The organism is Rhodospirillaceae bacterium (genome assembly GCA_028819475.1).
Classification (GTDB): domain Bacteria; phylum Pseudomonadota; class Alphaproteobacteria; order Bin65; family Bin65; genus Bin65.
The window spans coordinates 92,255-114,905 of sequence record JAPPLJ010000065.1; the positions used below are offsets into that span (position 1 = coordinate 92,255).

The window sequence follows — 22,651 nt, forward strand, 5'->3', positions numbered from 1 at the left end:
GGTCAAAGCAACATTGCGACGCCGGCGGCCAGCAGGGCCGCGCTGTAGACCCAGGTCAGCCACGCCGGCAGCTGCGGCCATTTCTCGAGCGCCACGGCGACGGTGAGGACGGCGATCCAGACCGGGTTCATGACGCCGGCAACGAACAGCAGGAGCATGAGCGCCCAGCAGCATCCGGCGCAGTAGAGGCCGTGCCTGAGGCCCATCGCGAAGGCGCCGCCCGTGCCGTCGCGCCATTCCGCCAGCAGGAAGCCCTGCGGCGTCCGGCAGTATTTCAGGCAGGCCTGCTTCAGCGGCGTCAGCTGGTAGAGGCCGGCGAGGATCAGCAGGCCGGCGGTCAGCCCATCGGAACGGCTGACGATCATCGGCATCAGCATGCCGCCGGCCTGCAAAGCCCACTGCGCGCCGGCGGCGAGCGCGGAAAATCCGATCCACACGAGCAGGTAGGCGCCGGCGAAGGCGAGCGAGCGCGGCGTCGCCCGCCCCGCCGGCGCGTTGCGGCGTTCCAGGGCGTCGAACGTCAGGATCATCGGCGCGGCCGAGGGCAGCATCATCGCCACCATCATGCCGCCCCACATGACGAAAACGGCAACCGCCGTCGCCGGGGACCAGGCCGTGTCGAGCGGCATCGCCAGCCGGACGGCCGGATGGGACATGTCGACCGTCATCCAGATGACGAACGCCCAGCCCGCCACGAAGACGAGCCCCAGCGCCGTCAGGATTTCAGCGTGGCGAAGAAGCCGGCGGGCGAGCGCGTGCATGGCCGATCGTTCCCGGATGGGTGAGCACCAGGCGAATCTAGCACCGACGCTCGCGGTACGCAGATTTTGACTGGCAGAACGGAGCAGCGCCGTCCGGCATCGTAGGGGAGGGTTTGAAACCCTCCCCTACACCTTGGGTCCGCAATCGCCCTTGAAAATACCGCTGTGTCGCCCCGGCCGTTTGCGTCCGGCCGCCGTTCCGCTACGCCGCCTGTTGCGGGCGCATGTCGGCGGGGTCGATGCCGGCGACCTCGACCGGCCTTTTCATGGCGTCGCGGCGGAACGGTTCGCCCAGCTCCTGGTTGAGCAGCACCTCGATGAAGGTGGTCACGCCCTCCTTCATCTGGGCGTCCACCGCCTTCTGCAACTCCGCCGTCAACCCGTCCATGGTCGCAACCTGCACGCCCTTGAGGCCGCAGGCTTCGGCGATCCGCGCATAGTGCACGTCGAGGTCCAGTTCGGTGCCGACGAAATTGTCGTCGAACCACAGGGTGGTGTTGCGCTTCTCGGCGCCCCACTGGTAGTTGCGGAAGATCACCATCGTGATCGCCGGCCATTCCTTCCGGCCGCAGGCGGTCATCTCGTTCATCGAGATGCCGAAGGCGCCGTCGCCGGCGAAGCCGATGACCGGCGTGTCCGGGCAGCCGATCTTGGCCCCGACGATCGCCGGGAAGCCGTAGCCGCATGGGCCGAACAGGCCGGGCGCGAGATATTTCCGGCCCTGCTCGAAGGTCGGGTAGGCGTTGCCGATGGCGCAGTTGTTGCCGATGTCCGACGAGATGATCGCGTCGGCCGGCAGCGCCGACTGGATGGCGCGCCAGGCCATGCGCGGGCTCATCCGCTCCGGCTCGCGGGCGCGGGCGCGCTCGTTCCAGGTCGTGCCGGGATCGTCGTCTTCGTGGTCCATGCCGCTCAGCGCCTGGAGCCAGGCCGAGCGGGTGTGGTGGATTGTCGAGAGCCGCTCCTCGCGGTCGGTGTCGCCGGCGTCGGACGCAAGATTCTCCAGGAGCTGTTCGGCGACCAGCTTCGCGTCGCCGGCGATGCCGACCGCCACCGGTTTGGTCAGGCCGATGCGGTCCGGGTTGATATCGACCTGGATGAGCTTCGCCGCCTTCGGCCAGTAGTCGACGCCGTAGCCCGGCAGGGTCGAGAAGGGGTTGAGGCGGGTGCCGAGCGCGAGCACGACATCGGCTTTGGAAATCAGCTCCATCGCCGCGCGCGAACCGTTGTAGCCGAGCGGCCCGACGGAGAGCGGGTGGCTGCCGGGGAAGGCATCGTTATGCTGGTAGTTGCAGCAGACCGGCGCGCCCAGCCGTTCGGCCAGCCGGCGCGAGGCGTCGATAGCGCCGCTCAGCACCACGCCGGCGCCGTTCAGGATGACCGGGAAGTTCGCCTCCGAGAGCAGCGCGGCAGCGGTCTCGATGGCGGCCCGGCCGCCGGGCGAGCGCTCCAGCCCCACGATCTGGGGCAGTTCGATATCGATCACCTGGGTCCAGTAATCGCGCGGCACGTTGATCTGCGCCGGCGCGCTGCCGCGCCACGCCTTCTCGATCACCCGGTTCAGCACCTCGGCGATGCGCACCGGATCGCGCACCTCCTCCTGGTAGCAGACCATGTCCTCGAACACGGCCATCTGCTCGATTTCCTGGAAACCGCCCTGGCCGATCGTCCGGTTCGCCGCCTGGGGCGTCACCAGCAGCATCGGCGTGTGGTTCCAGTAGGCCGTCTTGATCGGGGTCACAAAATTGGTGATGCCGGGGCCGTTCTGGGCGACCGCCATGCTCATCTTGCCGGTCGCGCGGGAATAACCGTCGGCCATCATCCCGGCATTGCATTCGTGGGCGCAGTCCCAGAAGGCGATGCCGGCCTTCGGGAACAGGTCCGAGATCGGCATCATGGCCGAGCCGATAATGCCGAAAGCATGCTCGATGCCGTGCATCTGCAGCACCTTCACAAAGGCTTCTTCGGTCGTCATCTTCATCGGTCTGTCCTCGCAGAGTGCACTTGCGTCAGGCCGCCGCCCTCAGGCGCGCCGACAGCAGTTTCGGAATGTCGCTCGGCACGTCGGCGACGGCGACGCCCGCCGCTTCCAGCGCCTTTCGCTTCGATTGGTAATCGCCTTTGCCGCCGGAAACAATGGCGCCGGCATGGCCCATCTTCCTGCCCGGCGGCGCGGCCCGGCCGGCCACGAAGGCGACGGCGGGCTTGGCCATCCCGGCGGCGTAGTCCGCGGCGTCTTCCTCGGCACTGCCGCCGATTTCGCCGCAGATCACGACCGCTTCGGTCTTCGGATCAGCGTCGAGGATTTCGAGCGCCTCGCGCGTCGTCGTACCGATTATGGGATCGCCGCCGACGCCGTAGACCGCCGATTGGCCGAAGCCGTTCTGGGTCAGCACCAGGCTGAGCAGGGTGCCCAGGCTGCCGGAGCGCGAGATCACGCCGACGCCGCCGGGCCGGAACACCCGCGGGTTGAAGGCCGGCAGGATGCCCGCGAAAGTCTCGCCGGGCGTCACCAGGCCGGCGGTGTTCGGCCCGACGATCCTCGTGCCGTTCGCCCGGCCCGCAGCCATCATCTCCATTACGTCGTGGGCCGGGATGTGTTCGGTCAGGCAGACCAGCAGCCTGGCGCCGGCCTCGCAGGCGTCGAAGGCCGCGTCTTTCGCCATCGCCGGCGGAATGAACATCAGCGCCACGTCGAACGGCGCTTCGCGGGCGGCTTCCGCGGCCGAGGCGTAGACCGGCAGGCCGAGATGGACCGTTCCGGCCTTGCGCGGGTTGACGCCGCCGACCACGGCCGCACCGTAGCCGATCATCGCCCGGGTCCAGAAGGTGCCCTGCTTGCCGGTCACGCCCTGGACGAGGATGCGGTGGCCCTTGCGCAGGATCATGGCGCCGCCTCCCGCGCCGCGCCGCCACCGGCCGCGCCGACCGCCGCCCGGACCGCCGCCCGCACCGCATCGTCCATCAGGTCGTAGGGACGGTGGCCCAGTTCGCTTTCGACCAGCGCGATCGCCTCGTCTTCGCCGGTGCCGTGGATGGTGAAGAAGACCGGGATACCGGGATCGAGCTTCTGCCACGCCCGGACCACGCCCTCCGCCATCACGTCGGTGCGGGCGAATGCGCCGCAGAAATTGACCAGCAGGGCGCGGATGTTGGGGTTCCCGAGCAGGATGGTGAGCGCCGTTTCGGCCTTCGTATAGGCCTCGCCGCCGATCTCGAGGAAATTCGCCGGCCGGCCGCCGAAGTGGGTGATCGCGTCCATGGTCGCCATGGTGAGCCCGGCGCCGTTGGCCAGCACGCCGATGCTGCCGTCCAGTTCGATATATTTCAGGCCGGCCTCGTGGGCTTCCGCCTCCAGTGCAGTCATGGGGTCTGGCGATCCGGTTTGAGCGGCCACCGCCTGCCGGCCGGCCGAGGCATCGTCCAGCGTAAACTTGCAGTCCAGGCAGACGATCCGCCCGTCCCCGGTGAGCGCCAGCGGGTTGATCTCCAGAAGCTCGGCATCGAGCGCCCGGTAGCTGGCGTAAAGGCCCGCCAGCAAGTCCGCGACTGCACCGGCTTGCCCGTTCAGGTCGAGGCCGGCGAGCGCAGCGGCGGCCCGCCCCGCGCTCAGGCCCGCGGCGATATCGACCTCGACCCGGCGCATCGCATCGGGATCCGCAGCGGCCATTTCCTCGACCTCCATGCCGCCCGTCGCCGAGAACAGCACGACCGGCCCCCGGCTTGCCGGGTCGCTCAGCACCGCGGCGTAGAGTTCGGCGGCGAGCGGCACCTGCTCCTCGACAAGGAGGCGCTCGATCCGGTGGCCGCCGATGGTCATGCCGAGAATGTCCGCCGCCGCCGCGCGGGCCTCGTCCGGTGACGCCGCGAGCCGGATGCCGCCGGCCTTGCCGCGCTTGCCGGTCGGCGCCTGGGCCTTGACGACGCACGGCCCGCCGAGCGCGCGCGCCGCGTCGGCCGCCGCTTCCGGGCTCCCCGCCACGAAGCCGTCCGGCACCGGCAGGCCGCGGCCCTTCAACAGCGCCTTGGAGGCATGTTCCTCGAAATTCATGCTTCTTCGCCGCGGGCGTGCCTAGCGCCCGTATTTCGCCCAGTGGTTCCCGAACATCTCTTCCTCACCCGGACGGTCTTCCGGGATCGTCGTCACAAGGTGGGTGACGTTGATGAAATGGGACCAGTTGAGGTTTTCCGAGATCGTGTTGCCCGCCCAGGTGCCGCCGCCCATCGACAGGGTAAACGGCATGGCGTTGTCGAAGCTGCCGCCGTTGCCGAAGGTGTGGGCCTGGTTGACCAGTACGCGCACGACGTCGGTCGATGCCGCCAGATCGCGGGCGCGGTCCATGTTTTTCGTGTGGATGCCGACGGAATGGCCGAGGCCGGTAACGTGCAGGATATCCCTAGCGATGCGCTTGGCGTCGGCGAAATCCCGCGCCCGGTAGACCGTCAGGACCAGCGAGAGCTTCTCGTCGGCAAAGGAGTGCTTGCCGCCGACTTCCGCCTCCTCGACCATGAAGAATTTCGCGCGCTCTGCGGCCTCGGGCAGGCCGAAGACCCGGGCGGCGATATCGGCATCCTTGGCGATGACGCGGCGGTTCAGGACGCCGCCCTGCCAGAGCACGCCCTCGATCGCCGCTTTCTCGCGCAGGGTGCAGCGGTAGCCGTCGGCTTCGACCAGCGCGGCCACGGCCGCCTCATAGACATCGTCCAGGATGATGACGGCGTTTTCCGACGAGCAGGACGTTGCGTTGTCGAAGATTTTCGAGGCGCAGATCTTCTGCGCCGCATCCTTCAGATCGGCGCTCGAATCGATAATCACCGGCACGTTGCCCGGCCCGACGCCGATGGACACCGTGCCGGACTTCATGGCGCGGCGGACATTGTTCTGGCTGCCGGTGACGACGACCAGGTCGGTCATATCCATCAAAGCCTGGGTCATGGCCTTGTCGACCGGCGGCGGCAGGACCTGGACCAGGTCTTCGGGATGGCCGGCCTTGCGCAGCTCCGCGCGCATCAGGCGAACGGTCTCCATCGTTGTCTTCTGGCCGCCCGGCGACGGCGCGACGATGACGGCGTTGCCGCCCTTGAGCGCCATCATGGCCTTGTTGACCGGCGTCGCCGCCGGGTTGGTCGATGGGCAGACCGCGCCGACGACGCCGACCGGCTTGCCGTATTTCACCAGGCCGCGCTCCGGCAGTTCCTCGATCGCGCCGACCGTTTTGACCCGCATCAGGTCGCGCAGGGTGCCGAACGTCTTGCGGGTGTTCTTGACGACCTTGCTCTCGACGTTGCCGAGGCCGGTGTCCTCGACCGCGAGTTCGGCCAGCATTCTGGCGTTTTCCGGCTTGTAGATCGACCAGGCGAGCGCCGTCACGGCCTCGTCGACCCGCGCCTGATCGTGGTTCTCGTAGGCGGCCATCGCCGCCCGCGCCCGGTCGACCAAGCCGGCGACGATCGCTTCGGGGTCACGATCGGGAGGCGCCCCGTCGCCCGATAGCGGCAGGACCGCAGCCGGTGCAGACTCTTCCGTCACCTCGTTCTCCGTCCATGCCGGAGGCGCCGCGCAAGGCGGTTCCCCGGCTTGTCAATCGGGCGGCTCCGGAAACCAGGCCGCCAATTCGCCCGGCCCCGCCGCCGTCCAGACCGATCCGGCGGACGGCGGCGGGCGTCCGGGAGGCGCGGACTACAGGTCCTTCAGCAGGCCCGTCAGGAACTTCTGACGCTCTTTCCACATCTTCTGCACCGCGGCGCGGTCCATGATGCGGATCGGCGAGCCGCCGTTGCGCATCTGCTTGGCGACGCGCGCGTTCGCGAACATCTTGGGCATGATCGCGGCCAGCTTGTCGATCACCGCCTGCGGCGTGCCCTTGCGGACCATGATGCCGCGGAAGTTGACCGACGAATCGTCGACGTCGAAGCCCTGCTCCTTGAAGGTCGGCACGTCCGGCAGGAACTGCTTGTCCCGCTGGAGATCGGCGATGCCGAGGATCTTCAGGCTGGAGCGGCTGCGGTAGGAGTCCGACAGGTTGTTGACGCCCGCCATGACCTGGCCGCCGAGAACGGACTTCAAGGCCGGTGCGCCGCCCTTGTGGGGGACGTAGCGCAGCTTCACGCCCAGCGCCTTCTCGATCTGCAGGTAGGCGATGTGGTGGCCGACGAACAGGCCGGCGCCCGAGACCGTCACCTTGCCCGGATTGTCCTTGGCCCAGGCCGCCAGGTCCTTCACCGAATTGAACTTGCTGTTCTTGTTGACGACGAGGACCGCCGGATCGGCGCCCCAGTTGGCGATCGGCTCGAGATTGTCGATGTTGTACTTGGTCTTGAACTTGATCGACTGGGCGATGAAATGCGGCACGTTATAGGCCGCCATCTGGTAGCCGTCGGTCGACGCCTTGGAGGCGAAGTGGTTCCAGCCCACCTTGCCGCCGGCGCCCGGCCGGTTGAGAATCACGATCGGCTGGCCCAGCAGGCCCTTGTTGGCCGCAACCATGGTCACGATGCGGGCCTGGAAATCGGTCGCGCCGCCCGGGCTGTAGGCGATCGTCAGGCTGACCGGCTTGGTGGGATAGTCGGCGGCGGCGGCGTGCCCCGCCGGCAACGCGACGGCCAGCGCCGCCGCGGCGATTGCAATTTTCTTCATCTTCGGTTTCCTCCACTTCGATTCGATGGCGCGAACGCCGGTTGACAGCCGGGCCGGCGGCACGGCTAGAACAGGATGCCCTCGGGGGTCTGCACCTTCAGGCCCAGGGCGAAAACGGCATAGATGACGGCGACAAAGCCGACGGTGACGGCCAGCCTGACCGCCCATGTCCGCACGCTGTCGTGCGGCTGCGGATCGTACAGGCTGTACAGGGTGAGCATGGCGAGAAAGGCCGCGCTGTAGAAGCCGAGCCAATCGGCCAGTGCGAAGACATAGACCAGCATGATGGCGAGGCCGGCCGCGATGTTCAGGAACTGCCGGCTGCCGATGCCGGCGCCGGTGCGGTTCTTCCCGCGCAGCGCGCGCAGCAGGGCCATCAGGGACAGCGCAACCATGAACCCGGAAAGAAGCTGCGGGAACAGGTAGGGCTGCGGATCCTCGACATCGAAGCTGACGATCGCGACCCAGCAGGCGACCGCCAGGATGATCAGGGCGGCAGCCGACTGCTGCACTCTGCCGGCGACCGCCGGCGCGGGCGCGGTATCCGGCCCGCTGTCGGGCGCGGCGCCGGCCGGGGCCGCGTTTTCGGGTTTGCCGGTCATGATGCAGCCTCCGCGGCAGCGGCCCGCTCCTGCCGCTTTACGCGGATTTCGGAGACGATGCTGTAGACCAGCGACAGCACGACGAAGGCGATCAGCAGGATGTTCAGCCAGCCGGTCAGGAAATAGGGGGCGATGCCGTCCTGCGCCTCGCCGATAATCCGGCCCTGGACATAGTTGTGCTCTGCGATCGGCCCGAGAATGATCCCGAGCACCAGCGGCGCCGGGCTGAAGCCGTATCGCGCCAGGAAATACATGCCGATGCCGAGGACGAGCATGATCGCCACGTCGGCCATCGAATTCTGCACGCTGTAGCTGCCGAACACCGCGAGGACGAGAATGGCGCCGGCCAGGATCGGCGGCTTGACCTCGATCACCTTGGCGGCGAGGCCGGCGATCGCCAGGCCGAAGATCAGCATCAGGATCTGGCCGATCAGCATGGAATTGATGAAGGAGAAGGCGACCGCGGCGTGTTTCTGGAACAGGTCCGGCCCCGGGAAGATGCCGTGGATCAGCAGCCCGCCGAGCAGGACCGCCGCCGTCGGGCTGCCCGGCACCGAAAGCGTGAGCAGCGGCACCAGCGACGGCCCGACCATCGCATTGTTCGCGCTTTCGGCCGCGACGACGCCCTCGCTCTCACCGGTGCCGTATTTCGCGCTGTTCCGCGAAAAACGCCGCGACTGGTCGTAGGCGACGAGGCCGGCGATCTGGCCGCCGGCGCCGGGGATCAGGCCGATGACCGTGCCGACCACGCCGCCGATCACCAGCGCCCTCACCTTGGACACCGTCTCCAGCGCCGAACGCCAGACATTGGCCCGCCGGACTTCGAAAACCGTCCGCCGCGGATCCTTGCGGCCGCCTTCCAGCATCTCGATGACCTGCGGGATGGCGAACAGGCCGATCAGGGCGGCGATGATATGGACGCCGCCTTCCAGCTCCTCGGTGAAGATGAAGCGCTCGACGCCCTGGATCGAGTCCGAGCCGATCATGGCGATCCACAGGCCGATGCAGCCGGCGAGCAGCCCCTTGACCACGGATTTCGAATCCAGCGTGCCGATGATCGTCACGCCGAGGATGGCGACCCAGAACAGGTGCGAGGGCCCGAATTTCAGCGCCCAGCTCGCCAGCACCGGCGTCAGGAAGATCAGCACCAGGATGCCGAGCACGCCGCCGATCGCCGAGGAGATGAAACAGATCTGCAGGGCGCGCGCACCGGCGCCCTTGCGCGCCATGATGTTGCCGTCGAGCGCGGTCGCGATGTTGGCCGGCGCGCCGGGAATGTTGAGCAGAATGGCGCTGACCGCACCTCCCGCGACGGTCGAGGTATAGGCCGCGCCCAGCAGCATCAGGCCCTGGGCCGGGTCCATGTGGAAGGTGAAGGGGATCAGCAGGGCGACCGCCATGGTCGGCGACAGGCCGGGGGTCGCGCCGAGCAAAAGGCCGCCGATGGTGCCGGCGCACAGGATCAGCATGGAGGACCATGTGAAGACCGCACCGAAATGGTCGAGAAATTCCAAACCTGCGTCCTGCTTCGTTCGAATCCGGCGCGCAGCGCGCCGGGCGGCGCCCGGAATTTGCCTTGCCGTCCCGCGGCGGGCGGGCCCTGCGAAATCCGCTTCCGGACCACGCTAATGAATGAAAATAGTTTTGCAAACGTTTTCATTTTGACGTGTGCTTCGCGGATTGCTGCGTCGATTCCGGAGCCTTGCCCGCAGGTTCGCCGATCGACTGCCCTTGGTGGATTCCTCTGCGAAAAGAGCCAGGCCGCCGCAAACTTGTCCTTCCCCCTCTTCAGAGGGGGAAGTGGCCGAGCGCAGCGAGGTCGATGGGGGTGCCGTGCCTGTAGGGCCGTGCCTGACGCTACTGCACCCCCACCCCGATTCTTGTCCGGGCCTCCCCCTCTGAAGAGGGGGAGGAATAGGAAAGCGTCCGTTGGCGGATACTTGCGGCCTTCGCAGAGGAATCCCAAAGGGGAGCGGGAGCGCCGTGCGCTACATCAGGACGCGCACTCCGATGCAAATGAAAGCGGCGAGAAACAGCGTCTCGGCGCAGATCAGGACGATCGCCTTCGTGCCGACCTCGGCGATCTTGCGCAGCGACGTTTTCATGCCGACCGCGGCGATGGCGGTGAGCAGCGCCCAGCGCGAAATATCGGCGAGCAGGTCGCGCGCGACCGCGGGGATCAGGTCGAACGAGTTGACGGCGGCCAGGGCGAAGAACATGAGGATGAAACCGGGCACGAGGGGCGGCCTTTCCCCGGCCTGCCGTTCGACGCCGAAACCGGCCAGACACAGGCCGAAGATCAGGATGACCGGTGCGAGCATGGTCACCCGGATGAGCTTCACCACCGTCGCGGTTTCCCCCGCCGTTTCCGATACGGAAAATCCGGCGCCGACCACCTGGGCGACATCGTGGATCGTGCCGCCGAAGAACACGCCGGTCGCCGTCTGGCCCAGGTCCAGCAGGTCGGCGGCGATCGGATAGGCGATCATCGCCAGCGTGCTCAGCACGGTCACGCCCAGGACCGTGAAGGTCAGGTTGCGCTGCGAATTCTCGTTTTTCGGCAGGATTGATGCGATGGCCATGGCGGCCGATGCGCCGCAGATCGCGACCGCCCCGCCGGTGAGCAGCGCAAGGCGCCAGCCCCGGCCCAGCATCCGGGCGCCGGCCAGCCCGAAGAGGATTGTGGCGAAAACCCCTGCGATAACCAGGGCGATCGGTTCCCATCCCAGGCCGACGACCAGATCCACGCTGATGCGCGCCCCGAGCAGCGCCACGCCGATGCGCAGGATCGTCTGGCCCGACAGGTCGATGCCGGGAACGCAGCGCCCCTCCTCGGCGAGAAAGCCGAAGGCGATGCCCAGCAGCAGGGCGAGCAGCATCGCCGGCGCGCCGTAGTGGTCCGAGAGGAACTGCGCCGCGATCGCCAGGACGGCCGACAGCAGAACGCCGGGGCCGTAGACCGAAATTCGTTGCCGGACCGGGGAAAGGTTCACCGGAAAACCTCCAGGATCAGCCGGCGGTGCGCCGGCGACGATTGCCGGGCCGACTGCACGAACCTTGAAGACTGCGCGAACGGCAGGGTAGTAATGCAAACCCGTTTGCAAATGTTTTCATAACCGCCATGGCACGACCAGGGAAACGCGGACGGCTGCCGGGCATCGTCGATGTCGCCAACCTGGCGAAGGTCTCGCCCGCCACCGTCTCGCGCTATTTCAACGATCCCGATATCGTTCGGTACCGGACACGGGAGCGCATCCGCAAGGCGGTCGACGAACTCGGCTACGTCCGCAACCGCGCCATGCGCAGCATGGTCGGCGCCGCCACCGGCTGCATCGGCCTCGTCATCCCGACCATCGACAACGCGATCTTCTCGGAAATGCTCCAGGCCTTTTCCTCCGCCCTGGCAACCCACGGGCGGACCATGCTGATCGCGGCCCATGGCTATGACCTGGCGCGCGAGGCCGTGCTGGTCCATTCGCTCTCGGAGCAACGGGTCGACGCGCTGGCGCTGATCGGGCTCGAGCACCGGCCCGAGACGCTGGCGCAGATCGAGCGCCAGGGCATTCCGGCGGCGATGCTGTGGAACTACCGGCCGGATCGGGACTGGCCCTGCATCGGCTTCGACAACGAACTCGCCGGCCGGATGGCGGCGGAGCACCTGCTGGCGCTCGGCCATCGCGACATCCTGTTCGCGATCGGCGAGGAGCGGTCCAACGACCGGGCCGCCGGCCGGCGCACCGGCGCGCTGGAGGCCGCCCGCCGCGCCGGTCTGCCGGTGCCGGACCGCCGGCGCATCGCCTGCCCCTACGACATCCTCCTGTCGAAGGAGCTGATCGCCCGCACCCTGCAGATCGGCAGCCGGCCGACCACCGTCCTCGCCGGCAACGACGTGATCGCCCAGGGGGCCCTGTTCGCCGCAGCCTCCCTCGGCATCCGGGTGCCGGACGACCTGTCCGTCATCGGTATCGGCGATTTCCGCGGCTCCGACGCGTTCGAGCCGGGCCTCACCACCGTCCGCATCCCGGCGCGCCGGATCGGCCGGCTCGCCGCCGACGCCCTGGTCGAGATGATCGACTGGCCGGAGGCGGACTTCCACCATGAACATTGCTGCCCGCTCGAACTGATCGTGCGGGGAACGTGCAAGGCGGTCTAGAGCCGTTCCGTGCCTGTCGGCACCGCCGGGACAGGCCGGCTCCCTTCGACAAGCCCGAATCGCAGAGCGGCAATTTAGCCCAGCCCTGCGATTCCCGGTCCGCGTACGGGAAGGGCTTGACAGCGGAGAAAAAGAACATTATATGAACAATTACACCGCCGGCTCGGCGGGCGCGGTGGCGAAAAAACACGGTGCCTAGACCGGTCTGTTTATTTTCGGACGGTTGGAAAACGGCAGATTTCCGCGAAAACAACGAAAATGAGTGATCGTAAAAAAATGTAAAAATTCCTATTTTCTCTGACGCCCACTTCGGCAATCGCAGAGCCGGCCCTTTCGACGGGCTTCGGGCGTGCGCCGCTGCGCGGGCGGCGCCGTGAAGACCTGACAGGCTCCGGGCAGCGGAGCACATCGGCCGATCCGGACACAGGGTTCGACCGGTCCCTCGATACGGCGCTGGCGCGCCTACTCGGGATGAGGGGAAATTGGGTCTTCCTCAACCCTGACATTTTTTGCCCTCACCCTGAGTAGCCCCGGCCCCCGGCCGGGGCGTATCGAAGGGCGGGGCGTATCGAAAGCCTGTCCTGAGCCTGTCGAAGGGGGCGGCGCATTGTGGCGGCGCGGGCCGGCTGCTACGGTCGGCGCCGAAAGGGACCGCATGAACGAACCGGATAATATGCAGACCGGAGCCGGAAACGGCGCTTCGATGCTCGCCGCCATCGGCAACACGCCGATGGTGGAGTTGCGCAACCTGGATACCGGGCCCTGCCGGCTGTTTGCCAAGCTGGAGCTGTTCAACCCCGGCGGGTCGATCAAGGACCGCATCGCGCTCGGCATGGTCGAGGCGGCCGAGCGCGACGGGCGCCTGAAGCCGGGCGGCACCATCGTCGAGGCAACCTCCGGCAACACCGGCATCGGCCTCGCCCTGGTCGCCGCGCTCAAGGGCTACAGGATGATCCTGATCATCCCGGACAAGATGAGCCGGGAGAAAATCCAGCAGTGCCGGGCCCTGGGCGCCGAGGTGATCGTTACCCGGACGGATGTGCCGCCGGGCCATCCCCTTCAATATCAGACCATGGCCGCCGACATCGAGGCGCGCACGCCGGGCGCGCTATACATCCGCCAGCACTACAACCCGGACAACCCGGCGGTCCACGAAGCGACGACCGGCCCGGAAATCTGGCGCCAGATGAATGGCGATGTCGACGCCATCGTCGGCGGTATCGGGACCGCCGGCACCATGACCGGGCTGGGCCGCTATTTCCGCAGGGTAGCGCCCGGCCTGAAGATGATCCTGGCGGATCCCGTGGGCTCGCTGCTCGCGCCCTATGTCCAGACCGGCGAACTGACCGAGCCCGGCGCCTGGGTCGTCGAGGGTATCGGCGAGGACGAACTGCCGCCGGTCGGCGACATGTCGCTGATCGACGAGGCCATCGTCGTCAGCGACCGGGACAGCCTGTTGACCGCCCGCGACCTGCTGAAGGCCGAAGGCATCATGGGCGGCTCGTCGACCGGCACCATCGTCGCCGCGGCCCTCGACTGGTGCCGCCGGCAGACGGAAGCCAAACGGGTCGTCGCCATCGTTCCGGACGGCGGCGACAAGTATCTCTCCAAGATGTATGACGACCACTGGATGGCGGACCAAGGCTTCATCGAGCGCAAGACCTATGGCGACCTGCGCGACCTGATCGCCCGCCGGCACGACGAGCACGAGGACATCACCGTCCCGCCCGACGCCACGCTTGCGATCGCCCTCGGCAAGATGCGGCTGTTCAACATCTCCCAGCTTCCCGTGGTGCAGGACGACCGCATCATCGGCCTGATCGACGAATCGGACCTGCTGCAGCGGGTGCTCGCCAACCCCGACATGAACGGCAATTTCGGCGATCCGGTTTCGGGAGCAATGACGACACGACTTGAAACCCTGCCGCCGGGCGCAAGCCTCGCCGACGTAAAAGCGACATTCGACAAGGGCTTCGTCGCGTTGATCCGGGACGAGAGCCAGTATTGGGGGCTGGTCACCCGGACCGACCTGCTGAACTGGCTGCGCCGCAACCGCCCGGCGGCCTGAGCCGGCGCTCATGCCCCGGAACTCGTCGCGCCGCGGCGGCCGCCGCGAGAAGAAGGTCCGGGTGAAGACGGCGCGCCGGCGCCCCGCCTCCTCGACCCGGTGGCTCGACCGCCAGCTGAACGACCCCTACGTTGCCGAGGCGCGCCAGCTCGGCTACCGCTCGCGCGCCGCCTTCAAGCTCATCGAGATCGACGACCGGTTGCGGCTGCTCCGGCCGGGGCTGATCGTGATCGACCTGGGCGCCGCGCCCGGCGGCTGGACCCAGGTGGCGCTGGAGCGGACGCGGGCCGCCGAGACAGGCGGAAGGGTTATTGCGCTGGACCGGCTGGAGATCGAACCGGTGCCCGGTGCGGAAATCCTGCTCGGCGATTTTCAGGATGCCGCAACGCTGGTGCGCCTGGAACAAACGCTGGGCGGCGCGCGGGCCGACCTCGTCCTGAGCGACCTGTCGCCGTCCACGACCGGCCATCGGGCGACCGACCATCTGCGCATCGTAACTCTGGCCGAAGACGCGCTTGCCTTCGCGGAAGGGGTTCTGAAGCCGGGCGGCGGCTTCGTCGCCAAGGTTTTCCGCGGCGGCGCGGACGCCGACCTGCTCAAGCGCGTGCGGGCGGGTTTCGAGACCGTGCGCCACGTCAAGCCGCCGGCGAGCCGCGCCGATTCGGCGGAGACCTACCTGGTTGCCCAGGGCTGCCGGCCGCAGGCGCCGGCCTGACGGCTTTGGCCGAGGCGGCGGCCCGACCTTTTGGCGTCAATCGACCTTGGCGCCGGTGGCACTGCTGAGCATGGTGGCGGGGTGGCCGGCCTCGCACAGCGACTTCAGAATCGCATCGACATGGTCCGCGTCGCGGGTTTCGACGACGATGTCGAGTTCGGCCTGTTTCAGCGGCACGTTATGGAACAGGCGCTGGTGATAGACCTCGACGATATTGCCGCCGGCCTCGCCGATCAGGCGGGCGACCGACCCGAGCACGCCGGGCTGGTCCTGGATGTCGATGCGCAGGCGGACCAGCCGTCCATCGCGCACAAGGCCGCGCATCAGGATGGCGGAGAGCACGCGCGAATCGATGTTGCCGCCGGAGACGACGACGCCGACAGTGCGGCCGGCGAAGCGGTCCCGGTTCTGGAGGACGGCGGCCAGCGCGGCCGCGCCGGCGCCCTCGACCACCGACTTTTCGATTTCGAGCAGCATCAGAACGGCGCCTTCCAGCGCCGGCTCATCGACCAGCAGAATTTCGGAGACGTGCCGGCGAACGATTTCGCGAGTGATCTCTCCGGGCCGCTTGACGGCGATGCCTTCGGCAATCGTGGTGCCGCCGGTCCGGATTTCCTCGCCGGCCAGACACTGTTTCATCGCCGGATAGAGCGCCGCCTCCGCGCCGAACAGTTCGATGCCGGGCTTCATTTCGGACGCGATCAGCGCCATGCCGCCAATCAGGCCGCCGCCGCCGATCGGCACGACAAGCGTGTCAAGGTCCGGCGCGTCCTCCAGCATCTCGAGCGCCGCCGTTCCCTGCCCTGCAATGATCTTCGGGTCGTCGTAGGGATGGACGACGGTCAGACCTTCGCGCGGCGCGATCTCCAGCGCGTGGTCGTAGCTCTCGGCGAGATCGGCGCCATGCAGGACGATCCTGGCGCCGAAATGTTCGGTCTGCCGCACCTTGTTGAACGGCGTCTGCGCCGGCATCACGATAGTCGCCGGAATGCCCAGACGCCGTGCGTGGTAGGCGACGCCCTGGGCATGGTTGCCCGCCGAGGCGGCAATGACGCCGGCCTTGCGCGCGCCCTCGTCGAGCGACGCGAGTTTCACATAGGCGCCGCGGTCCTTGAACGACGCCGTATATTGCAGGTTCTCGAATTTCAGCCAGATCCCGCATCCCGCGATCTCCGACAGAGTTCGGGAATGCAGCGTCGGCGTGCGTACGATCTGGCCGTCCAGGAGCCCGGCCGCCTCGCGGATGTCGTGCGCGGTAACGGTCATTGCCTGTTCTCCGTCGCGTCCGGTCGCGGCTTGAGTTCCAGCACGCCGGCGGCGTTCTGCCGTGCCGTGGCCTCGTCCGGCGCCAGGCGCCAGTGGCGCACGTCGCGCCATTCCTGCACCAGGTTGTCGTAGTATTCGGAATAGGGATTGCCGGACTGGCCGCTGCTGATCGTGAAGCGCGACTCCGAAAGATCGGAAAAGTCGTAGACGCCGCGGAAGCCCGGCCCCTGCCGCGTTGCGTAGGAATTACCGGACCGGAAATTGACCGGCGCCTTGGTCACCGTGAAGCGCGAGCCGTTGGCGGCGATCCGGATCGTGGTCAGGCGGCCGAGCAGCGGAATGGGGCCGAACGCCTGATGGCGCATTTCGGCGTAGTGCAGATCGCCCCAGCGCCAGACCAGCGGATCGTCGCCCAGCCGGTCGGACAGGAAGTCGAGCGCAGCCGCGAGACTCGCCCGGAGAATTGCGGGGCAGTCCTCGATCGCGTCCGTCCCGACATCGTCGCACCATTTGTGGTGCTTCGTCAGGATGCCGGTGACCACGTCCGGCCGGTTGGAAACGTAGCGCTTGGCCACCTCGCCCAGCTCGTCGGCGTAGAGGCGGCGGTTCAACTCCCGGACCCACGCGGTGTAGATCAGCGGCTCCGGCCGGGTCAGCGCCATGGCGCCGTCCCACGCCTTCAACATCTCCAGCACACGCCGCTGCCGGTCGTCGGCGGGTTCGATTTTCAGCAGGAGCGGCAGGGTAGCGCGCGCAGCGAGCGAAACATGGTCGGCCTGCATCCGGGCGACCTCGTCCGGCGTGAAGCGCTCTTTCGCCGCCAGCATCTGCGCGATCCGCGTGGCGCGATAATGGTCGCCCCAGCTTTGCGACAGGAAATAGGGATAGTCGCTGCCGGCGATCCGGTTGTTGGCGTTGATCAGCACGCCGTCCGGCGGGTTGAGGCTCTGCGGGAGCGAATCGTAGGGAATGTACCCAACGAGCGCGGTTTCCGGGTCCGCGCCGTCCTGGGGCAGATATCCGGCGTCGGGCCGCTTGCGCACCGGGATCGCGCCGGGCACCAGATAGCCGATGTTGCCGGCCGTGTCGGCATAGACGAAGTTCTGCACGGGGCCGATGAACAGGCGCAGGGCTTTTCTGAATTCCGTCCAGTTCTTCGCCTTGTTAATCCCGGCGAAGGCAGCGGCGCTGGTGTCGGCGCGGCTCAGCCAGGGCGCCCGCAGAACGGCGACGCGCCCGTTCTTCCGGCCGAATTCCGCCAACTCTTCGTCGAAATCCAGCGCGGGTCCGTTGCGCGACTCGCGAATCGTGAGCGTGACGTCCGCGCTGAAGCGGACCTTGACGGTCTCCGTGCGGATATCGAACGGCACGGAATCGCCGTCGGCCATGTAGCGGTTCGGATCGGACGGATCGAGCTTCTCGAGGATGACGTCGTCGGTGTCGATGTAGGTGGTCGTGACGCCCCACGCGATATGGCCGTTATGGCCCATGATGAGCAGCGGCCCGCCGGGCACCGTGGCACCGCTCAGCTTCAGGCCCGGCGCGCTGATATGGGCGAGATACCAGAGCACCGGCGCGTTCATGCCGAGATGCGGATCGCTCGCCAGGATTGCCGCGCCGGTGGTCGTCCGCTCCGGCCGCAGCGCCCAGACATTGGAGGCGCCGCCGCGGTGCAGGTCCGACGGCAAAGCGGCGAACAGGGCGCCGAAGTCCACGCCCTTCAGCAAGCCTTCCCTCTGCGGCCCGACCGTCACCGGCGCATCGCCCGGATAGGGCGGGAAGAGCACCGGGATCGCATCCTTGCCGGCTTTCTGCATGATCCGGGCACGCAACAGTTCGCCTCGCCAGTCGGTCGAGAGGCGCACCGCCATCAGCTTGCCCCAGACCAGCGTGTCGGCCGGTTTCCAGGGCTCGAATTCCAGGCCGGTCAGGTTGAATTCCGGCGGCAGCGTGCCCTTGCGGGTCTTCATCCACTGGTTCACCCCGGCGGCATAGGCCTCAAGCGTTTTCAACTGGCCGGGCGTTAGATGTTTCACACTGTCCTGCGCCCGGCGATAGAGGCCGAGGGTGCGGAAAAGCCGGTCGGCCCTGAGGCCGGGCGGGCCAATGATTTCCGCCAGCCGCCCCTGCCCGGCGCGGCGCTGCATTTCCATCTGGAACAGCCGGTCCTGGGCATGGACATAGCCGAGGGCGAACCAGGCGTCGCTTTCGGTTTCGGCGTAGATATACGGGATGCCCCGCCCGTCGCGCACGATGCTGACCGGCTTCTCGATCCCGGCAACCGTCACCGAACCGTCCAGCCGGGGCAGCGAAGTGCGGAACCAGAAAAACATGACGACGCCGGCAACCGCCAGCACGACGGCCAGCGTCAGCGCAATCCGCAGCGTCCAGCGCAGAAACAGACGGATCATCGGGAAGCCTCGTCGAATTCAGCCCGCAACCGGTCGCCATGCTCGTTCAGCCGCGGCGCCGGCCGCCGGGCCGGCCGGTCCGCGTAGGCCGACATCTTGATCGGCAGGCCGGCGAGCCGCATGCTGCCGGCGTCCGGATCGTCGACCGATACAATCATGTTGCGTTCCGCGATATGCGCATTTTCGAACAGGTCCGGCACGGCGTTGATCGGCCCGCAGGGGATGTCCGCCGCTTCCAGCAGGGCCTGCCAGTGCGCGGTTGTCCCGATTGCGAGAGCGGCCTCGATCTCCGTCTTCAACGCATCGACATTGTCCAGCCGGTCGGCCAGGGTCGTGAAGCGCGGATCGTCGGGCCAGTGCGGCTGCCCGACCGTCTCGGAGAAGCGCCGGAACCTGTCTTCGTGGCCGGCGGCGACGACGATGTGGCCATCGGCCGTGCGGTAGGCGTCGAACGGAGCGACCGACGGGTGCCGCGCACCGAGCGGACCGGGCGCGACGCCGGTCGCGCTGTAGCGCGCGACGGCGTTCTCCAGCAGGGCGACCTGGCTGTCGAGCATGGCGACGTCGACCATGATGCCTTCGCCGGTCCGGTCGCGGTGCTGCAGGGCGGAGACGACGCCGAGCGCCGTGAACAGGCCGGCCGCGATATCGCCGATCGAGGCGCCGACCCGGGTCGGCGGGCCGCCGGGATGGCCGGTGATGCTCATGATGCCGCCCATGGCCTGGACCACCATGTCGTAGGCCGGGCGGTGGCGGTAGGGTCCGGTCTGGCCGAAGCCGCTGGTCGCGGCGTAGACCAGGCGCGGGTTCAGGCCCTTCAGGGCGTCCCAGCCGTAACTCAGCTTCTCCATCGTGCCGGCGCGGTAGTTCTCGTAGAGCACGTCGGCGCGCCGGACCATCGCCTCGAAGACCCGGCGGTCGGCGGCATCCTTGAGATCGAGGACGATCGATTCCTTGCCCCGGTTGAGCGACATGAAATAGGCGCTCCGGCCGGCGACATGCGGCCCGATCTCGCGCGCCGGGTCGCCGCCCGGCGGCTCGACCTTGACGATCCGCGCGCCGAGCTCGCCGAGCAGCATGGTGCCGTAGGGCCCGGCGAGCGCGCGGGTCAGGTCGATCACCGTGACGCCGGCGAGCGGGCCGGCAAGAGGACCCACAGCTTCGGGCCGGGAGTCATTTTCCTGGGGTACCGTCATGGGCTTCCCATAACGCGAAGCGGGAGCGGCCGCCATGCCCTTCGGCGGCAGCCGGCGCCGCGCACCGGTCAACCCGGGCATTCGACTCGGGCGGCAGCCGTGCCATATAGGCGGCATGGATGGCTCTGCAACCGCCGTACGCACAATCGCCAATTTCCGGCCCCGGCCGCCCTGGTGGGGCGGCGACCTGCAGACCCTGCGCAACGTGCTGGTCCTCCAGCGCATCGACCTGTCGCCCTGGCCGGAGGAGACCCTGCGCTTCGAGATGCCGGACGGCTCCGGCGATGTCCTCACCGGCACGCTGGCGGTCCCGCACGACGCGGCGGACCGCCCGCTGGTCATCCTGATCCACGGCCTGACCGGCTGCGAGGACAGCATCCATGTCCGGGCCAGCGCCCGCGCCCTCTTGCAGGCCGGCTATCCGGCCCTCCGCCTCAACCTGCGCGGCGCCGGCCCGACCGTGGGCCTGTGCCACGAGCAATATCACGCCGGCCGCACGGCGGACTTCCGGGCGGTGCTGCGGCAGATCCCTGACCGGTTCGCCCGCAAAGGCCTGGCGGCGGTCGGCTATTCGTTGGGCGGCAGCATGCTGCTCAAATACCTTGGCGAGGAAGGCCGGGCCGCATCGCTTTGCGCGGCGGCCGCGGTTTCGGTACCGATCGATCTTTCCGCGGCCTGCGGCCGGTTCCACCGCCCGCGCAACTGGCTCTACAAGCGCTACCTGCTCGATCGGATGAAGATGGACGCGCTCCGGGCGCGGGGCGGCCTGCCCGAGCGCTGGCGCGAACCGGTGCGCTGCGCCCGAACGATCCGCGACTACGATGCCGGCTACATCGCCCCGCGCTACGGGTTCGGCACGGCGGAGCGCTACTATGCCGAATGCTCGGCGACGCGCTTCATGCCGGCGGTCCGCGTCCCGACGCTGATCGTCCACGCGCGCGACGATCCCTGGATTGCGCCCGAACCCTACGAGCGGTTCCGCTGGGCGGACGCGCCGGCCCTGATCCCCTGCCTGCACGACAGCGGCGGCCATGTCGGCTTCCACGGCCGGGGCAGCCGGGAGACCTGGCACGACCGGCATATCGTCGCCCTGCTCGACGCCTGCGCGCCGTAGGCGTTTCAGGACTGGCCGAATTCTGTAGGGGAGGGTTTGAAACCCTCCCCTACGTCCTCGGAAGTCGACTCCGCGCTGGCGTCCGGGCTCACCCCGCCGCCTGTTCGCGCAATCTGAACTTCTGGATCTTGCCGGTCGAGGTCTTGGGCAGTTCGCCGAACACGACGGCGGTCGGGCACTTGTAGTGCGCCAGCCGGCCGCGGCACCATTCGATGACCTCCGCCTCGGTCAGCGTCGCGCCGGGGCGCAGCCCGACGAAGGCGCAGGGCGTCTCCTCCCATTTCTCGTGCGGCTTGGCGACCACCGCGGCCTCGGCGATGTCGGGATGGGCGTAGAGCGCCGCCTCGACCTCGATGGAGGAGATGTTCTCGCCGCCGGAAATGATGATGTCCTTGGAACGGTCGCGGATCTGAACATAGCCGTCGGGATGCCAGACCGCGAGGTCGCCGGTATGGAACCAGCCGCCCCTGAACGCGGCCTCGGTCGCCTTCGGGTTCTTGAGATAGCCTTTCATGATCGAGTTGCCGCGATGGAGGATCTCGCCCATCGTCTTCCCGTCGCGCGGCACCGGCTCCAGGGTTTCCGGGTCCGCCACGATCATGCCGCCGTCCATGGTCGGATAGGCGACGCCCTGGCGCGCCTGCCGCTCGGCCAGCGCGCCGGCGGCAAGGCCCTCCCAGTCCTCCTGCCAGGCGCAGTGGGCGCTCGGCCCGAACGCCTCGGTAAGGCCATAGACATGAGTCACGTCGAAGCCCAGCTTCGCGATGCCTTCGAGGACCGCGGGCGCCGGCGCAGAACCCGCGGTGTACACCTTGACGGACTGATCGAACGGCACCCGGTCCTCCTCAGGCGCGTTGATCAGGGTGGAGAGCACGATCGGCGCGCCGCACATATGGGTGACGCCGTTGTCGGCGATGGATTGGAAGATCGCCCGCGCCTCGACCTTGCGCAGGCCGACATGGGTGCCGCCCATGATCGCGACGCTCCACGGGAAGCACCAGCCGGCGGCGTGGAACATCGGCAGGGTCCACAGATAGACCGGCCGGTGCGGTATCGCCCAGGTCACCGCGTTGCCGAGCGCCTCCATGTAGACGCCGCGGGCGTGGAAGACGACGCCCTTCGGGTCGCCCGTGGTGCCGGAGGTGTAGGACAGCGCGATGGCCTGCCATTCGTCCTCGATGCCGGGCCAGTCGAAATCCGGGTCGCCTTCCGCGATCAGCGCTTCGTAGTCCAGATCGCCCAGCCGTTTGCCGCCGGGCCCCTCGCTGTCGTCGATATCGATCACCAGCGGCCTGACCTTGGCCAGCCCGAGGGCGGCCTCGATTGTCGGCGCAAATTCGGTGTCGGTCAGCAGCACTTTCGCGCCGCCATGATCGAGAATGAAGGCGATGATCGCCGCATCGAGCCGGATGTTGAGCGGATTGAGCACGGCGCCGATCATCGGCACGCCGAAATGCGCCTCCAGGCTCTCCGGCGTGTTCGCGCCCATCAACGCCACCGTATCGCCGACGCCGATCCCGCGCTTCGCCAGCGCGCTCGCCAGCCTGACCGAGCGCTCGTGCTGCTCGGCATAGGTGAAGCGCCGCGCGCCATGGATCATCGCGGTCCGGCCGGGATAGGTTTCCACCGCCCGCTCCAGGAACCGGCTCGGATGCATCGGCATATAATTGGCCGGGTTCTTGTCGAGATCGGTCTCGAACGGGTTCCTGCCGGCTGCGCTCATCCGAT

17 protein-coding genes are annotated in these 22,651 nt (G+C 67.9%); 4 read left to right on the forward strand and 13 right to left on the reverse strand.

The genetic code is table 11. The features are described 5' to 3' along the window. Positions 1 to 2: 2 nt before the first annotated feature. The 9 genes from OXM58_19735 to OXM58_19775 all read right to left on the reverse strand — a co-directional run bounded on the left by OXM58_19735 (position 3) and on the right by OXM58_19775 (position 10,993). Positions 3 to 761 carry a DUF2182 domain-containing protein gene (locus OXM58_19735; GenBank protein ID MDE0150595.1) on the reverse strand — a complete coding sequence of 253 codons (759 nt, stop codon included), beginning with the start codon at positions 759 to 761 and terminating at the stop codon, positions 3 to 5. A 202-nt stretch (positions 762 to 963) separates the two neighbouring features. Continuing rightward, on the reverse strand, positions 964 to 2,742 hold the full coding sequence (xsc, locus tag OXM58_19740; GenBank protein ID MDE0150596.1) for a sulfoacetaldehyde acetyltransferase: 1,779 nt from the start codon (positions 2,740 to 2,742) through the stop codon (positions 964 to 966). 28 nt (positions 2,743 to 2,770) lie between these two features. Continuing rightward, complete coding sequence (locus OXM58_19745; GenBank protein MDE0150597.1) at positions 2,771 to 3,649, reverse strand: CoA-binding protein; 879 nt, start codon at positions 3,647 to 3,649, stop codon at positions 2,771 to 2,773. After that, positions 3,646 to 4,812, reverse strand: coding sequence for an acetate--CoA ligase family protein (locus OXM58_19750; protein ID MDE0150598.1), 1,167 nt, complete (start codon positions 4,810 to 4,812; stop codon positions 3,646 to 3,648). Before OXM58_19750 ends, OXM58_19745 begins: the two co-directional genes overlap by 4 nt. 21 nt (positions 4,813 to 4,833) lie before the next feature. Beyond that, the gene (locus OXM58_19755) at positions 4,834 to 6,291 is read right to left on the reverse strand and encodes an aldehyde dehydrogenase family protein (GenBank protein MDE0150599.1); all 1,458 of its coding nucleotides are present in this window, start codon (positions 6,289 to 6,291) and stop codon (positions 4,834 to 4,836) included. Positions 6,292 to 6,441: 150 nt separating this feature from the next. Further along, on the reverse strand, positions 6,442 to 7,398 hold the full coding sequence (locus OXM58_19760; protein MDE0150600.1) for a tripartite tricarboxylate transporter substrate binding protein: 957 nt from the start codon (positions 7,396 to 7,398) through the stop codon (positions 6,442 to 6,444). Between the two features lie 65 nt (positions 7,399 to 7,463). Continuing rightward, positions 7,464 to 8,000, reverse strand: a complete 537-nt coding sequence (locus tag OXM58_19765) for a tripartite tricarboxylate transporter TctB family protein (GenBank protein ID MDE0150601.1) — start codon at positions 7,998 to 8,000, stop codon at positions 7,464 to 7,466. Next, positions 7,997 to 9,514: a tripartite tricarboxylate transporter permease gene (locus OXM58_19770; protein ID MDE0150602.1), complete on the reverse strand. Its 1,518-nt coding sequence runs from the start codon at positions 9,512 to 9,514 to the stop codon at positions 7,997 to 7,999. Before OXM58_19770 ends, OXM58_19765 begins: the two co-directional genes overlap by 4 nt. 474 nt (positions 9,515 to 9,988) lie before the next feature. Next, entirely contained in the window at positions 9,989 to 10,993 is a 1,005-nt protein-coding gene (locus OXM58_19775) for a putative sulfate exporter family transporter (GenBank protein ID MDE0150603.1), read from the reverse strand. Positions 10,994 to 11,121: 128 nt separating this feature from the next. Between OXM58_19775 and OXM58_19780 the strand changes: the two genes are divergently transcribed. From OXM58_19780 to OXM58_19790, 3 genes are all read left to right on the forward strand, one after another. Next, a complete protein-coding gene (locus tag OXM58_19780) occupies positions 11,122 to 12,153 on the forward strand; it encodes a LacI family DNA-binding transcriptional regulator (protein ID MDE0150604.1) in 1,032 nt (343 codons plus the stop codon). 655 nt (positions 12,154 to 12,808) lie between these two features. Next, positions 12,809 to 14,221 (forward strand): pyridoxal-phosphate dependent enzyme, encoded by a 1,413-nt coding sequence (locus tag OXM58_19785; protein MDE0150605.1) that lies wholly within the window; start codon positions 12,809 to 12,811, stop codon positions 14,219 to 14,221. A 10-nt stretch (positions 14,222 to 14,231) separates the two neighbouring features. Beyond that, entirely contained in the window at positions 14,232 to 14,936 is a 705-nt protein-coding gene (locus OXM58_19790; protein MDE0150606.1) for an RlmE family RNA methyltransferase, read from the forward strand. Positions 14,937 to 14,972: 36 nt separating this feature from the next. On the opposite strand, the gene OXM58_19795 is transcribed toward OXM58_19790, so the two are convergent. Genes OXM58_19795 through OXM58_19805 form a run of 3 tightly spaced genes read right to left on the reverse strand, consistent with a single transcriptional unit; the run spans position 14,973 to position 19,809 of the window. Beyond that, positions 14,973 to 16,202 (reverse strand): threonine ammonia-lyase, encoded by a 1,230-nt coding sequence (locus OXM58_19795; GenBank protein MDE0150607.1) that lies wholly within the window; start codon positions 16,200 to 16,202, stop codon positions 14,973 to 14,975. After that, the gene (locus tag OXM58_19800) at positions 16,199 to 18,613 is read right to left on the reverse strand and encodes a penicillin acylase family protein (GenBank protein ID MDE0150608.1); all 2,415 of its coding nucleotides are present in this window, start codon (positions 18,611 to 18,613) and stop codon (positions 16,199 to 16,201) included. The genes OXM58_19795 and OXM58_19800 overlap by 4 nt, the downstream gene beginning before the upstream one ends. After that, positions 18,610 to 19,809 (reverse strand): CoA transferase, encoded by a 1,200-nt coding sequence (locus tag OXM58_19805; protein ID MDE0150609.1) that lies wholly within the window; start codon positions 19,807 to 19,809, stop codon positions 18,610 to 18,612. Before OXM58_19805 ends, OXM58_19800 begins: the two co-directional genes overlap by 4 nt. Positions 19,810 to 19,924: 115 nt before the next feature. On the opposite strand from OXM58_19805, the gene OXM58_19810 reads away from it, so the two are divergent. After that, positions 19,925 to 20,923, forward strand: coding sequence for an alpha/beta fold hydrolase (locus tag OXM58_19810; protein ID MDE0150610.1), 999 nt, complete (start codon positions 19,925 to 19,927; stop codon positions 20,921 to 20,923). 88 nt (positions 20,924 to 21,011) lie between these two features. Here OXM58_19810 and OXM58_19815 read toward each other — a convergent pair whose 3' ends face one another. Further along, a complete protein-coding gene (locus tag OXM58_19815; GenBank protein MDE0150611.1) occupies positions 21,012 to 22,646 on the reverse strand; it encodes an acyl-CoA synthetase in 1,635 nt (544 codons plus the stop codon). Positions 22,647 to 22,651 lie beyond the last annotated feature (5 nt).

What these genes read in the sequence shown, in the direction of transcription:
- OXM58_19795 (MDE0150607.1), bottom strand. Translation starts at nt 16,202, where the DNA reads ATGACCGTTACCGCGCACGACATCCGCGAGGCGGCCGGGCTCCTGGAC.
- OXM58_19815 (MDE0150611.1), bottom strand. Translation starts at nt 22,646, where the DNA reads ATGAGCGCAGCCGGCAGGAACCCGTTCGAGACCGATCTCGACAAGAAC.
- OXM58_19780 (MDE0150604.1), top strand. Translation starts at nt 11,122, where the DNA reads ATGGCACGACCAGGGAAACGCGGACGGCTGCCGGGCATCGTCGATGTC.
- OXM58_19750 (MDE0150598.1), bottom strand. Translation starts at nt 4,812, where the DNA reads ATGAATTTCGAGGAACATGCCTCCAAGGCGCTGTTGAAGGGCCGCGGC.
- OXM58_19765 (MDE0150601.1), bottom strand. Translation starts at nt 8,000, where the DNA reads ATGACCGGCAAACCCGAAAACGCGGCCCCGGCCGGCGCCGCGCCCGAC.
- OXM58_19790 (MDE0150606.1), top strand. Translation starts at nt 14,232, where the DNA reads ATGCCCCGGAACTCGTCGCGCCGCGGCGGCCGCCGCGAGAAGAAGGTC.
- xsc (MDE0150596.1), bottom strand. Translation starts at nt 2,742, where the DNA reads ATGAAGATGACGACCGAAGAAGCCTTTGTGAAGGTGCTGCAGATGCAC.
- OXM58_19745 (MDE0150597.1), bottom strand. Translation starts at nt 3,649, where the DNA reads ATGATCCTGCGCAAGGGCCACCGCATCCTCGTCCAGGGCGTGACCGGC.
- OXM58_19800 (MDE0150608.1), bottom strand. Translation starts at nt 18,613, where the DNA reads ATGATCCGTCTGTTTCTGCGCTGGACGCTGCGGATTGCGCTGACGCTG.
- OXM58_19805 (MDE0150609.1), bottom strand. Translation starts at nt 19,809, where the DNA reads ATGACGGTACCCCAGGAAAATGACTCCCGGCCCGAAGCTGTGGGTCCT.
- OXM58_19785 (MDE0150605.1), top strand. Translation starts at nt 12,809, where the DNA reads ATGAACGAACCGGATAATATGCAGACCGGAGCCGGAAACGGCGCTTCG.
- OXM58_19760 (MDE0150600.1), bottom strand. Translation starts at nt 7,398, where the DNA reads ATGAAGAAAATTGCAATCGCCGCGGCGGCGCTGGCCGTCGCGTTGCCG.
- OXM58_19735 (MDE0150595.1), bottom strand. Translation starts at nt 761, where the DNA reads ATGCACGCGCTCGCCCGCCGGCTTCTTCGCCACGCTGAAATCCTGACG.
- OXM58_19810 (MDE0150610.1), top strand. Translation starts at nt 19,925, where the DNA reads ATGGATGGCTCTGCAACCGCCGTACGCACAATCGCCAATTTCCGGCCC.